Origin of the sequence: Streptosporangium sp. NPDC051023 (assembly GCF_040689595.1) — a bacterium.
Taxonomy (GTDB): Bacteria; Actinomycetota; Actinomycetes; order Streptosporangiales; family Streptosporangiaceae; genus Streptosporangium.
On the sequence record NZ_JBFBCE010000035.1, the window covers coordinates 54889 to 68808 of the forward strand.

Here is a 13920-nt window from a genome sequence, read left to right on the forward strand (position 1 = left end):
TGTCTAAGAAGGCTTGTTCGTCTCGCGGGTTTCACCGGGCGCCGCCGGTTGCTCGCCGGCCCCGCGATGCTCGCCCCGGTGCTCGCGCAACGCCTCGTGCGTGATGAGAACTCGGCCGTGTGCTCGACCGCTTCGCAGGCGAGCGAGTGCCTCATTGGCGCGTTCGAGCGGGTACTCCTCGTCCAGCGGCGGAGTGATGACGCCGTCGGCGAGCAGCCGCAGTGCGTCGTGCTGATCGCTCCGATCACCGTTGCGCGAACCGACGATCTCCAGCTCACGTTGGGCGAGGATCGTCGAGCTGATGCCGGGAAAGTCGGGTTCCTCGCCGACGACGACGATCCGACCCCGACGGCGCACATACTGGGCGGCGTCGGCCATCGTCGCCGACGATCCCACCAGGTCGATCACCAGATCCACGCCGTCGGCGGCGCCGGTGTCGCCGGCTCGAGACTCGGCCCAGGCACGAAGGTCCGGCACGCGCTCCGTCGCGGACGCAACCGCGGTGTGGTCGGCCCCGTTGCGGATCGCGACTGCCAGGTTGTCCTGCCTCACGTCGACCGCCGCGGTCGACACACCGGCGCCGGCCAGGAGCTGGACAAGCATCTGACCGATGCCGCCCGCGCCGATCACGACCGCGGTCCTCACCGGTGTCACCGTGCCGCGGCGGTAGGCGTGCAGGGCCGTGACGACCGCGCAGCTGGAAAGCCCGGCGATCCTGGGATCGAGCCCCGCGGGAACCCGCAGGAGGTTCCGTGCGGGTGCGCTGAAGTACTCCGCGAAGCCTCCGGGCAGCGTCACGCCAAGGATTCCTCGCAGGTGCAGTGCCTGTGCGTCGGCGCCGGCCCGGGTGAAGCGACAGTCCCTGTCCGCGACGAACAGATGTGGCACGACCACCTCGCCGACGTCGACCTCCGACACCGCCGAGCCACGTTCGACCACGATGCCCGCGGGTTCGTGGCCCATGATGTGCGGCAGCCCGGGCACATAGGCCAAGCCGTCTTGGATGTGCAGGTCTGTACGGCATACGCCGCTGGACAGCGTCCTGACCAGAACCTCATCGGGTCCGATCCGAGGGATGGCTACCTCGCGGATCTCCAGCTCCTGCCCGATCCCGGTCAGGAGCGCGGCGCGCATGGTGGCACTCACCGCCACTGCTCCGCCCACTCCTCGAAGAACAGGCTCGCCGCTTCGGCGGTCGACTCGTAGTACCCGTAGCACCCCTCGGTGGTCACGAGCGTCGGCAGGCGCAGCCCGGCGATACGGCTGCCGAGGACGCCGAAGTCCTCCGTGTCCAGGCGGAGCGCACCGAACCCCTGTTCCCGCTGGGCGTCGTAGCCCAGGGCGAGGACGAGGTACCTGGGTTCGAAGCGACCGATCGCGTCCAACGCGGTCTCAAGCGCGGGCGCGTAGGCGGCGAACCCCGAGCCGGTGGGCAGCGGGAGGTTGAGATTGGCATGGGGCGCGTTGGGGCCTCCGGTCTCCTCGGAGAATCCGGCGACGTGGGGCCAGCCCTCGGCATGGATCGAGATCGTCAGGACCGACGGGTCGTCGTAGAAAACGGCCTGGGTGCCGTTGCCGTGGTCCTGGTCGATGTCGAGCACGGCGACCCGGCCGCTGCGGGAAAGCTCGCGTGCCGCGATGGCGGCGTTCGCGAACAGGCAGAGACCACCGCCCACGGTGGGCAGGGCGTGGTGCCCCGGAGGACGGCTCGGCACGAGCACCAGCGCCGGCGACCGGTCAGCGTGCTCCGCGGTTTGCGCGGCGACCGTGTTGGCGACCGTGTCGGCGAGCCAGCGGGCCCCCTGCTGGGAGGCTTCCGCGCTGCGCAGCGCTCCCTCGCACACCGCAGGTGTGGCACGCGTGACCTCGTCGAAGAAGTACTGCGTGTGCCGGCCCTCGAAGGTGCGCGGCTCGGAGACCCTCAGCTCGGGGAGCGCGACGACGTTCAGGGGGAACTTCGTGGCACCCTCCGGTCGTCGGCTGCCCTCCCTGACGAAGTCGACGTAGTCGCGGCTGTGCACGCTCAGCGCCGCCGCCCCGTCGTCCTGCTCCGGCGCGAGCCGTCTCGCGGCCGGGAACGATCGCCGGAAGGCCGCCAGCGTGGCCTCGACCGAGGTCGGGTAGACGACGCCGGGGAACTCCTGATGTTCGACGTAGGGTGCGGTCATCTCCGCGATGACCGTGGTCATGTCGTTCTTCGCTGTGGTGTTCATGAGGCCCCCAGTCGGCTCAGCGCCACCCGTACGGCGCGCACGAGCCAAGCCGTTACGAACCGGAGGAGTACCGCGGCTGCTCCTGCTCCGAGCAGGACGACGGCGACCACGGCTGTTCTCGGGCTCACTTCGAGTTTGATGTCTTGGAACATTCGCAGCGGCAGCGTCACCGCCGTCGGCCCGGACATGAAGGTGGCGACGACGACGTCGTCGAACGCGGCGAGGAAGGCGAACACGAAGCCGCTGACCAGGGCCGGGCGTAGCGCGGGGAGCAGGACGTGCCGGAGCACCGAAAGTGACCCCGCGCCCAGGCTGCGCGCGGCGTTCTCCAGTCGCACGTCGAGGTTGCGCAGTGCCGCCGCCGTGATGGACACCGAGAAGGGCAGTCCCAGGACCAGGTAGGGCAGGATCAGGCCCAGATTCGTGCCGACGAGGCCGTGCGGCGCCACGAGCACGAAGAATCCGAGGCTGTAGATCATCGGAGGGACGATCAGCGGCATCGCGACCAGGATCGCGATCGGCAACCGCGGGCGCCGCGGGCCTCGTACGAGACCGAAGGCCCCGAAGCCGCCGATGACGACGCTGACCGCGGCGGAGGTTGAGGCGATGCCCAGGCTGAGGAACGTGGAGCCGATCCACGCCTCGTCGGCGAAGTAGTCGGCGAACCACCGGGTGGAGTACTCCTGTGGCGGGAACGTCAGGTACGTCGCGTCGCTGAGGGACCAGATGGCCACGACGATCAGTGGCGTGACGAGCAGCGCCGCGCCCAGGATCCAGCCGCCCAGCAGGATGGGCAGGCGTAGCCGCCCGACGACGTCGAGACCGGTGTCGAGGATCCGCGCACGCAGGGCGCGCAGTTCCTCGTGCCGTTCGGCGGAATCCGCGGTGCCGCGAGAAGATCGCCGACGAGACCGCGCGGGCGCCTGCTCGGTGCCTCCGATGGAGAGCGAGGGCGCGAGGTAGCGGAAGAGGATGGCGAACAGCACCAGGACGATCAGCAGGAGCAGTGCGGCCTGCGCCGCGGCCCCGGCGGGATCGACGAGGTTCGAGAACCGCACGAGGATGGACTGCGCGATGAGCGCGTCACCGGGCCCACCGAGCAGCGCGGGCGTCACATAGAAGCCGAGAGTGCTGATGAAGACCAGGGCGGCGGCCGCCGTGACCGCCGATGACGTGGCAGGCCGATACACATGCCAGTGCGCGACGGCGGGCGAGGCCCCCAGGCTCTGCGCGGCGCGTACCGCGGCGCGGTCGATGCCGCTCATCACGCTGTAGATCGGCAACAGCGCCAGCGGCAGCAGGATCTGTACGGTTCCGATCAGCATGCCGGTCTGGTTGAACACCAGGTCGGGGGGAGTGTCGACACCGAGCAGCGCGAGCGTCTGGGCGACGAGCCCGTTCGGCGCGAGGATCGCGATCCACGCGTAGGAGCGGATCAGGATGCTCGTGAAGTACGGCACGAGCACCACGACCAGCAGCACGCCGCGCAGACGCTTGGGCATACGGGTGAGCGCGTAGGCCATGCAGTACCCGAGCGCGACACAGATCACGGTCGAGAGCGCGGCGATGACCAGGGTGCGGCGCATCGCGTGCCAGAAGACCGGAGAGGTCACCTGCTCGTGGTAGTTCTCCAGGGTGAATCCCTGCTCGCTGCGGAAGCTGTCCACCAGCAGCGAGCACAGCGGGACGACGAACAGCAGAGTCAGGACTGCGAGGAGCGGCACGAGAGTGAGCCACCGGTGGTCTGGCCGGCGCTGTGGGCGGGTAGCCGGACCACCGGTGAACTGCTCCGGAGAGCTGTCGACCGACATGGATCTCCTAGATCGAGGTCGTCTTGATCGCAGACAGGTCGTGGGCTACTTCGAAGCCCACGTTTGCCAGCGCTCGATGGCGACTTCCTCATTGGTCTTGTCTGTCCCCGGGGCGATGGCGGTCCACCAGTCGTAGTCCTGGGTCACGGCGGACGCGACGTTCTTCGGCGACGTCGGCAGCAGGGCCGCACGGTCGGCGGAGAGCAGGTCGAACGCCGCCGAGTTCGCCGGCGAGTAGGTGATCGCGTTCGCGAAGTCCGCCTGGGGCCCGGACTCCATCATGAAGGCCAGGAGCTTCTGCGCGTTCTTGACGTTCTTGGCGCCCTTGAGGATCGCCCAGTTGTCGTACTGGAGGATCGACTGGTTCCACGTGCTGGCCACCGGCGCGCCCTTGTCCTGGGCGCCGGCGACGCGGCCGTTCCATGCGCTGGTGACCGTCACCTGCCCACCGGTGAGCAGTTGGATGGGCTCGGCGCCGGTCTCCCAGAACTTCACCAGGTTCGGCTTGAGCTTGTCCAGACTCGCGAACACCCGGTCGTAGTCGATCGGGTAGAGGTCTTTCGGCGCCACGCCGTCGGCCATCGCCGCGATCTCGAACGTCGCGCCGCCTGCCCCCCACGAGCCCGGTGCGAGGGTCCGCTTCCCGGGGAACTTGGCGACGTCCCAGAAGTCCGCCCACGAGTTCAGTGCCTTGTCGCCGAGCTTGTCGGTGCTCCAGGCCGGAACGATGGAGATGTAGTAGGCGGGTACCGCGTCGTCGGCGGCCTTCACCGGGGAGATCTTGTCGCGGACGCCGTTTTGCCACAGCGTGTAGTCGATCGGTTCGAGCGCCGAGTTGTCGCGGAAGCGTTTGAGCACCGCGCCGTTGGGGTTCACCAGGTCGTAGGCCGGGGCGCCGGCCTTGACGCCCGCGAGCACGACGGCGGCGTCGAACTCACCGGGGCTGAGTACGACATCGATTCCCGTCTTCTTCTCGAACGGGTCGAAGAACGCCTTCTTCATCGCCTTGCCGAGGTCACCGCCGGGGTCGGGGACGACGACCGTACCGGCGGAAGGGGCCGCTCCTGAGTCGTCGCCGCTTCCGCAGGCGGCAGTCGTGAGCAGCGTGCTGACTGTCACCACCGCTCCCAGCACGGTTTTCCGAGAAAACTTCATCGGCCGAACCTTTCTGTCATGCAGATCTCTGACGCGGATTGAAGTCCTGGTCGGCGGCCTGGGCTCCAGGCGCCGCCACGACATCACGCCGATGAGGACGAACCCCGGCCCTCGACGTGGTAGCCCCGTGCCGCCCGGGCGTCCCAATGAACGGCGACCTGGTCACCTACGGCCCATCGGGTCTCCCGGAGGTTCTTGAGCGAGAGGCGCGCGTTCAGGTTCCCGATCGCCGTCTCGACGACGTGCAAGGCCGTCGCGCCCTCGTACAGCACTTCACTCACCGTGCCCGGCACGGCCGGCTCGTCGGCACCCTCAACGGGCAGCAGCGAGACCTGCTCCGGGCGCACCCCGACCTCGACGTCGCGGTCGGGCTCGAGCGACGCCGCGTTCTCCACGTCCCGGCGGTGACCCAGCCGGTCGCCGTCGAGCACGACGCGGACCCGGCCGTCGCCGTCGAGTACGGCGCGGCCACGAAAGAAGTTGGTCTCCCCGACGAAGTCGGCAACGAAGGCACTCGCCGGCCTCTCATACAGGTCGGTGGGAGTCCCGAGCTGCTCGATGGCGCCGTCGTTCATCACCGCGACGCGGTCGGCCATCGTGAGCGCCTCGCCCTGGTCGTGGGTCACGTAGATGACGGTCGCGCCGAGATTTCGCTGGAGGCGTTTGATCTCGACGCGCATGTGCTCGCGCAGGCGCTTGTCGAGCGCGCCGAGCGGTTCGTCCATGAGGAGAAGCGCGGGGCGGAACACGATGGCGCGGGCGAGCGCGACCCGCTGCTGCTGGCCACCGGACAGCTGGTCGGGGAAGCGGGTCGCGTACCCGTCGAGCTTGACCAGCTCAAGGGCGTGCTGAATGTGGCTGCGCTGTTCCCGCATCGACATCCGTCGCATCCGCAGCGGGAACCCCACGTTCTGGGCGACGGTCATGTGCTTGAACAGCGCGTAGTGCTGGAACACGACGCCGATCCCGCGCTTGTGCGGGGCCAGCCGCGCGACGTCCCGGCCGTTGATCCGGATCGCGCCCCTCGTGGGCTCCTCGAAGCCGGTGAGCATGTTGAGCAGCGTTGTCTTTCCCGCGCCGGAGGGACCCAGGATCGCCAGGAACTCACCGCTACGGATGCTCAGCGAGATACCACGCACCGCCTCGACAGTTCCGTACCTCTTCGACAGGCCGTCCAACTCAACCTCACCGCCCGTCGCGACCTGGTCGACGACCTGGACGCCCTCCGGCACCTCCGACATCCTCAACTCCTCGATAAAGTTGCAATCAATGCAACGCGTATGGCTGATGAACATAAGCAGCCTCGGAAGGTGTGTCAAGGGGGTCACCGGCGGTGAAGTGCTACATTCCTGGTCACCGGGGCCTGCTCAGAGCAGGGATGCGAACGCTTCCCGGCTCCAAGTGAGGAGTGATACGTTGTCAGGAGCGCAACACATCCCAGTGCGTGGCACGTCCCACCGCACGTTAGGAAATTCCGAGAACACGTCAGTCCAGGATCTTGGTAAGGAGAGAATCGTCTCTATGCCAGACGAGCGATCACGGGACAACAGCGACCTCGGGAGCATGTCGCATATCAGGCGCGGCCTCATGGTTCTTGAGCAACTGGCCACCAAGTCTGCGACGGCGGCCGAGGTAGGGCGGTTGGTCAACGTGAACCGCAGCAGTGCCCTGCGAATCCTTGGCGATCTCGTGGACGCCGGCTACGTCGCCCGCGACGACGCCACCAAGGAGTTCACCATCCGCCCGGAACGGTTCTACGGGCTGATCGTCAACCATCCCGCCCACGAGCAGTTGATAGAGAGGGTCGGTCCTCTGCTCAAGCGGTTGACCGGCGAGACCGGCGAGGCGTCGCTTTTCGCCGCCCCCGCCAGCGGCAACATGGTCTACGTCCAGTACCAGCCGTCATCGGAGGTGCTCACACTCCGTGAGCGACTCGGCACCGTACGGCCCATGCACTGCTCCGCGGTGGGCAGGGCCTACCTGTCGACGTTCGACGGCACCACCCTCGACGAGGTCCTCGGCACCCTGAACTACTCAGGCGGTACAGAACGTGCCCCCAAGGGGCCGCTGGAGCTGCGCCAACGGGTCGAGGAAGCCCGCAACGTCGGCTTCGCCCTCGATGTCGACGAGACCCTCGTCGGTGCGTCCTGCGTCGCGGCACCTCTGAATCACAGTGGCAGGTGCATCGGTTCGATCGCCCTGTCCGGGCCGACCTCCCGCATGCCACAGAACCGTCTCGTCGAACTCGGGGCCGTCCTGGTCCACGAAATCACGTATACGTTCTGATTCGGAGCCGAACGTCGAGATACCCACGTGATCACGCTTCTCAATTATGACTTGTCCGTAAGCTGATGGTGTGTCCCCCACACTGGTCCTGCTTGACGGCGTCCGCTGGGAGGGTGTGCACGTGATCGGCGATCGCGCGCAAACCCTGCTGGCTGTGCTCGCCATGCACGGGCGTGCGGGGGTCAGCGGCGAGCGCCTGATCGAGGAGTTGTGGCCCGACGAGGCTCCGGCCAACCCGGCGAAGGCGCTGCAGGTGGTCGTCTCGCGGACCAGGGCGGCGACCGGTGCCGACGTCGTGGTGCGGATCCCGCGTGGTTACCGGCTCGGGCTGCCCGCCGGTCAGGTGGACGCGCTGTTGCTCGGCGCGCTGGTGGAACAGGCACGGGCCGCACTGGGCGAGGACGACATGGCGCTCGCGCGTCGCCACGCGGAAGAGGCCATGGGTCTCGTGGCCGGCGGCGTGGACGGTGCCACGGGCCCACTCGCCGAGCTGAGGGGCGTCGCGGCGGGATGGGTGGCCGAGGCGCGACGGGTGGCGGCGATCGCGCGGGGCCGGAGCGGCGCTCACGAGGGCGCGCTGCCGCTGCTGGAGGAGGCCGCGGCCGGTCGGCCGCACGACGAGGAGCTGCTCGCCTGCCTGCTGCGCAGCGAGGCAGCCGTACGAGGTGCCGCCGCCGCTCTTGAGCGTTACGAGCGGTATCGCGCGGGCGTGGTCGCGCGGCTCGGCACAGAACCGGGGCCTGAGCTCGCCCGCGTGTACGCCGAACTCCTCGTCGCCGATCGGCCGGTGCGTGAGGGCATTCTGTTCGACGGTTCCTCGCTGCTCGGCCGCGACGGCGACATCCGTGCGGTGCACGCCCTGTTGCAGACGAACCGGGTGATCTCCATCATCGGCCCTGGCGGGCTGGGCAAGACGCGGCTGGCTCATGTCGTCGGCAGGAACGCCGCGCAGCCCATCGCCCACTTCGTCGAGCTCGTCGGCGTCTCCTCGCCGGAGGGCGTGGTGGGCGAGGTGGGCTCGGCGCTCGGGGTCCGGGACTCGGTCAGCGGGCGTCGCACCCTGACCCCCGGGCAGCGCTCCGACGTTCGCGCCCGGATCGCCCAGCATCTCGACCAGGCTCCCGCGCTGCTGATCCTGGACAACTGCGAGCACGTGATCGAGGCCGTCGCCGACCTGGTGGCGTTCCTGACCGTGACGACCCGCGACCTGCGGGTGCTCATCACCTCGCGCGCCCCCTTGTCGATCCCCGCCGAACGCGTCTACCTGCTCGGCGAGCTGCCCACGGGCGACGCGGTCGAGTTGTTCCGGCAGCGCGCCACGGCCGCCCGCCCGGGGGTGCGGATCGACACGGGAGTGGTCGAGGCGGTCGTCGCCCGCCTCGACGGGCTGCCGCTCGCGATCGAGCTGGCCGCGGCCAAGGTGCGGGTGATGTCGGTTGAGGAGATCGCGCGGCGCCTGGCGGATCGGTTCGCCCTGCTGCGCGGCGGGAACCGCACGGCCCCCGACCGGCACCAGACGTTGCTCGCGGTCATCGACTGGTCGTGGAATCTGCTGGACGAGCCGGAACGGCAGGCGTTGCGCTGGTTGTCGCTGTTCGGCGACGGTTTCACGCTGGCCGCGGCCGAGCACGTGCTCGGCCCGGACGCCCTGCACGTCGTGGACGCGCTGACCGAGCAGTCGATGCTGAGCGTCCGCGAGACGACGTACGGCCTGCGCCACCGGATGCTGGAGACCGTCAGGGAGTTCGGGCGGATGCGGCTGAAGGAGGCGGGGGAGGAGACACCCGCTCGGGAGGCGCAGCGGGCCTGGGCGGCGGCGTACTCCCTCGAACACGCCTTCGGGCTGTTCAGCCCGGCGCAGTTCGCGGCGGTCGACGCGCTGCGCGCCGAGGAGGGCAACCTCGCCGATCTGCTCCGGCAGGCTCTCGGCGAGCCCGATCCGGTCACGACGGTCCAGTTGCTGGTCGGCGTCGGCGCGCTGTGGTCGATCCGTGGCGACCACCCCCGGATCCTCGTTCACCGGGACGCGATCATCCAGGTGATCGGCGGCTGGACGCCGCCGCCGTACCTCGTCGAGGTGACCAGGGCCTCCGTGCTGCTCACGCTCATGAACACCGTGATCATCACCGACCGCAGCATCGATCCGCTGCGCGCCCTCCTCCGTAGGCTGCCCACCGATGACACGACGGATCCCCGGGTGGCGGCGATGGCCACGGTGCTGCTCGCGTGCGACGTGGCCGACGGCGCCGACGTGCGCGGCAGGCTGGCGGAGTTGTGCCGGAGCACCGACCGTGACGTGGCCCTGGCGGCGATGCAGATGAACGTCCACGTCCTGGAGAACGCGGGAGAGGCGACCGGGGCGATCGAGGTCGCCGAACGGACCCTGACGATGCTTCGCGAGGACGAGGGGCCGTGGTTCGCCGCGATCATGCACGCCGTGCTGGCCCACCTGGTCATGCAGCTCGGCGACCGTCGACGGGCGGTCGGACACGCGCGGACCGCCATCCCGGTGCTGAGCCGGATCGGCGCCACCGACGACGAGACCCAGCTCCGCTCGGTGCTGCTGGTCTCCGCGCTCGCCGACGGCGATCTCGACGCCGCCGAGGCCGAGCTCGCCGAGATCACCCGGATCAACGACAGCGAGGCGGTGCTCGGCGGGATGGCGATCGTCTCGTTGTGCGCGGCCGAGCTCGCCCTCGCCCGCGGCGAGACGGCCGTCGCGCTCGCGGAGTATCGCCTGGCCGTCCAGCGGGCGCGCGACCTGCGCCTGCCGGGGGTGCCGTACATGGAGTTCACGCCGTGGACGATCATCGCGATGTCGGTCGCCCTGACGGCGTACGCGTACCACGCCTCGCAGGAAGACGTCCGGTACGGCGAGGAGCTGTTCTCCGTCGTCCGGGGCTACAACCTGCCGGCCGTGGAGAACCCGGTCTTCGACTACCCGATATGCGGCTCGATGCTCTTCGCGCTCGGTGCCTGGGGGCTGCTGCGCGAGGCCATGGCCCCTCGCGACGCGATCGGGTTGCTGGTGCTGGCCGAGCGGTTCGCGTACTACAGCAGCATGCCCAGCATGACCTTCGGGCGGATCGAACCGTACGCGGAGCGGGCCGCGCCCGGGATGATCGCCGCAGTGCGGGCCGAGTACGGCGACCGACGCGGCTCCGACCTGCTCGACGAGGCGCGGAGTCTCGTCGAGCAGGTCTCAGGGCGTGACGGGCGGAGGTCACATGTGCCGCTTGTAGCTGCGCACCGACAGCGGCGCGAAGATCGCGATGACGATCAGGCACGCCAGGAGCGTCCAGGCGACCTCTCCGCTGACGAGGGCGTTGTTGGCGAGGTCACGGGTGGCCGTGACCAGGTGTGAGACCGGGTTGATCCGTACGAACGCGGCCAGCCAGCCGGGCAGGGTCTCGACCGGGACGAACGCGTTCGACAGGAACGTCAGCGGAAACAGGATCATCATCGAGATGCCCTGTACGGCCTGGGCGCTCCGGGCGATCGTGCCGACCCAGGTGAAGACCCATGCCAGCGACCAGCCGGTGAAGATCGCCAGCAGGATCGCGGCGAGCACACCGCCTGCTCCGCCGCCCGGGCGGTAGCCCATCACCAGACCCATGCCGAAGGTCAGGGTGGCCGCGATCGTGTAGCGCAGCAGGTCGGCCACCATCGGGCCGGCGAGCGGCGCGATCCGGGCGATCGGTAACGACTTGAACCGGTCGAAGACGCCCTTCTCCAGGTCCTCGCGGAGTTGCGTGCCCGTGGCCATGCACGTCGTCAGCACGGTCTGGGCGATGATGCCGGGGATTATCTGGGGAAGGTAGCTCCCCACGTCGCCGGCGACGGCACCGCCGAAGATGAAGGCGAACATCGCGGTGAACAGGATCGGCTGAAACACCACGTCGAAGAGCTGCTCCGGGTTGCGGCGCATCTTCATGAGCGCCCGCCACGCCATCATCAGGGTCTGGCTGAGGGTCTCCCCCATGGAGACGTGCCGCCGGGCGGCCGCCACGCGGTCGGCGGCACGGACCGCCTCGCGGGTGGGGGCGATCATGGTGCTCATCGGTTCTCCTCCGTGCTGCTCTCGTCGTCCTTGTCTGTTTCGTGGCCGGTGAGGGCGAGGAACACCTCGTCCAGGCTGGGCTTGGCCACGCTCACCGAGGAGATCGACACCCCGGCGGTGCGCAGCGCGATCAGTACGTCCGCGGCCAGGTCGGCCTGGTCGAGGGCGACGTTGATGCGGCCCTGTTCCGGGCTGAGGATCGGCTCTGAGCCGAGGACGCGCCGTACGATCTCCATGGCGGTCGGCGCCTCGCCCGGTTCGGCGAGCCGCAACTGGAGGGCGGAGTTGCCGACCGCGGTTTTCAACTCGTCGGGGGTGCCCTCGGCGACTTTGCGGCCGTGGTCGATGACGGCGACGCGATCGGCGAGCTGGTCGGCCTCGTCCAGATACTGCGTGGTCAGCAGCACCGTGCAGCCGTCGGTGACCAGACCGCGGATGGTGTCCCACATCTGGCCGCGCGTGCGCGGGTCGAGACCGGTGGTCGGCTCGTCGAGGAAGATCAGCGGCGGCCTGGTGATCAGGCTGGCCGCCAGGTCGAGGCGTCGGCGCATGCCTCCGGAGAACTGCGAGATCGGTTTGTCGGCGGCTTCCTCCAAGCCGAACTGGCCCAGCAGCTCCGTGGAGATGCGCCGGGCGCGCGGCGCGGCGATGCCCTGCAGGCGGCTGAAGAGCCAGAGGTTCTCGCGGGCGGTGAGGTTCTCGTCGACCGACGCGTACTGTCCGGTGACGCCGACCAGTTGCCGGATCACGTGCGGGTTGCTCGCCACGTCGACCCCGAAGATCTCGGCACGGCCCGCGTCGATCTTCAACAAGGTGGCCAGCATCCGCAGCGTGGTGGTCTTGCCTGCGCCGTTCGGGCCGAGGACGCCGAAGATCTCACCGGGATGTACGTCCAGATCGATCCCGTCGACGGCACGGTGCGCGCCGAACGTCTTCACAAGCCCTTCCGCACGTACGGCCAGATCGGTGCCCCTGTCGCGGATCGGGCCGCCCCCGGTACGTCCGAGTTCTGTGATGCTCATGGCTTAACTCTCGGCGACGCCGGTTTCACGGCACCCTCGACCGGGTTTCACCGATTGCCGGGAGCTTCGCGGATTCGTCCCCGGGCTCGACCCCTGAACCGGCGGATGAGAAAGCTGAGGTTATCGGCGTGCCGCGGTGGTGGTGAGTCTGGGTCTTACGACGCGCTGGGGCGCGGAGTGGATGAGTTCGTAGTCGCGGCTGATCGCGCTCGCCGTTCTGAGGAGGAGCGGGAGCAGTTCGTCGATCAGTTGTGAGTGACTGACCTCGGCGGTGATGGCCGTGACGTTGACCGCCGCGATGGTCTGGCCGTCGCCGTCACGCAGGGGAGCGGCGACGGAGCGGACGCCGGCCGCGACCTCCTCGTCGGTCGAGGCCCAACCGCGGGCGCGGATCTCGCGGAGTTCGGTTTCGAGGTCATCGGCGGTCTTCCGCCGGTGAGGTGTGATCGCTGAGCGTGTCGGGGTGGTCAGGGCGGTGCGCAGGTCGTCGGCGTCGAGGGACGCGAGGAGGACTTTCCCGAGGGCTGTGCTGGAGGCCGGGAAGCGGGTTCCGACGTCGACGCGGACGGAGACAACCTTGGGGACCTCGACACGGGCGACGTAGAGGATGTCGGATCCGTCGAGCTGGGCGACGGAGGCGGCCTGGTTGGTATAGGTGACCAGGTCGCTCAGGTGGGGGTGCGCGACCTCCCAGAGCCCGGTGGAGAGGGTGTAGGCCATGCCGAGTTCGAGCACGCGGGGGGTGAGGACCACGCCCTCGGAGGTCGATCGGACGTATCCGAGGTGCTCGAGCGTGAGGATGATACGGCGGGCGGTCGGCCGGGCCAGGCCGGTGGCGGTCGCGATGTCGGTGAGGGACATCGGCACGCGCCGTGAACCGAAGCATTTGAGCACGTCGAGTCCGCGGGCCAGCGCCTCGATGAAGTCGGGGCCTGCGTTGTCGCGTGACATCTGGGTCCTTTCGCTGGGCTCCGGGGTGACAGGTTGGCGGAGGTCTTCCCGTGCTGTCCGGCAATCGGTCCAGTGTCCGGATTCCTTGGTCCGTCGTTTTTGGCGGCTTTTGCTGGGCGGCTGAGTGGATCCAGCCCTTGACGGGTCTTGAATACAGGATCGCATGTTTCCGCCCTACGCCGGGCGACCGTTAGGCGGCCGATTGACCGTTGAACGGCAGACCTCATGGGAGGACGTTCCCATGAAACCCGGCCGGTCTCATGGGAGGACGTCTCATGAGACCCGGCAGGCCTCATGGGAGGACGTCCCATGGCGAATACGCAAAGCGGTGGGTGGCCGAGCGTGCCGCGCAGCACGGCGTCGACACCCGGAGCCTGGAGTTCCACACCGTTCCCGACCAGAGCGCGGCGCTGCGCCACGAC

Annotated in this window: 9 protein-coding genes and 1 pseudogene; 2 read left to right on the forward strand and 8 right to left on the reverse strand. The window is 68.9% G+C overall.

The window, feature by feature from the left end; translation table 11 throughout:
- Positions 1-3 precede the first annotated feature (3 nt).
- From AB0395_RS23465 to AB0395_RS23485, 5 genes are all read right to left on the reverse strand, one after another.
- Positions 4-1146 carry an alcohol dehydrogenase catalytic domain-containing protein gene (locus AB0395_RS23465; protein WP_366283663.1) on the reverse strand — a complete coding sequence of 381 codons (1143 nt, stop codon included), beginning with the start codon at positions 1144-1146 and terminating at the stop codon, positions 4-6.
- Complete coding sequence (locus tag AB0395_RS23470; RefSeq protein ID WP_366283666.1) at positions 1143-2213, reverse strand: hypothetical protein; 1071 nt, start codon at positions 2211-2213, stop codon at positions 1143-1145. Before AB0395_RS23470 ends, AB0395_RS23465 begins: the two co-directional genes overlap by 4 nt.
- The gene (locus AB0395_RS23475) at positions 2210-4024 is read right to left on the reverse strand and encodes an ABC transporter permease subunit (protein ID WP_366283669.1); all 1815 of its coding nucleotides are present in this window, start codon (positions 4022-4024) and stop codon (positions 2210-2212) included. The genes AB0395_RS23470 and AB0395_RS23475 overlap by 4 nt, the downstream gene beginning before the upstream one ends.
- A gap of 45 nt (positions 4025-4069) precedes the next feature.
- The gene (locus AB0395_RS23480) at positions 4070-5179 is read right to left on the reverse strand and encodes an ABC transporter substrate-binding protein (RefSeq protein ID WP_366283671.1); all 1110 of its coding nucleotides are present in this window, start codon (positions 5177-5179) and stop codon (positions 4070-4072) included.
- Between the two features lie 83 nt (positions 5180-5262).
- Positions 5263-6420, reverse strand: a complete 1158-nt coding sequence (locus AB0395_RS23485; RefSeq protein WP_366283674.1) for an ABC transporter ATP-binding protein — start codon at positions 6418-6420, stop codon at positions 5263-5265.
- 280 nt (positions 6421-6700) lie between these two features.
- Between AB0395_RS23485 and AB0395_RS23490 the strand changes: the two genes are divergently transcribed.
- Positions 6701-7465, forward strand: coding sequence for an IclR family transcriptional regulator (locus AB0395_RS23490; protein ID WP_366283676.1), 765 nt, complete (start codon positions 6701-6703; stop codon positions 7463-7465).
- Positions 7466-7628: 163 nt separating this feature from the next.
- Positions 7629-8999: pseudogene (locus tag AB0395_RS23495) on the forward strand (BTAD domain-containing putative transcriptional regulator); the annotation flags it as partial.
- Positions 9000-10688: 1689 nt separating this feature from the next.
- On the opposite strand, the gene AB0395_RS23500 reads toward AB0395_RS23495, so the two are convergent.
- From AB0395_RS23500 to AB0395_RS23510, 3 genes are all read right to left on the reverse strand, one after another.
- Complete coding sequence (locus AB0395_RS23500) at positions 10689-11525, reverse strand: ABC transporter permease (RefSeq protein WP_366283678.1); 837 nt, start codon at positions 11523-11525, stop codon at positions 10689-10691.
- On the reverse strand, positions 11522-12547 hold the full coding sequence (locus AB0395_RS23505) for an ATP-binding cassette domain-containing protein (RefSeq protein WP_366283680.1): 1026 nt from the start codon (positions 12545-12547) through the stop codon (positions 11522-11524). Before AB0395_RS23505 ends, AB0395_RS23500 begins: the two co-directional genes overlap by 4 nt.
- A 120-nt stretch (positions 12548-12667) precedes the next feature.
- On the reverse strand, positions 12668-13498 hold the full coding sequence (locus AB0395_RS23510; protein ID WP_366283682.1) for an IclR family transcriptional regulator C-terminal domain-containing protein: 831 nt from the start codon (positions 13496-13498) through the stop codon (positions 12668-12670).
- Between the last annotated feature and the right edge of the window lie 422 nt (positions 13499-13920).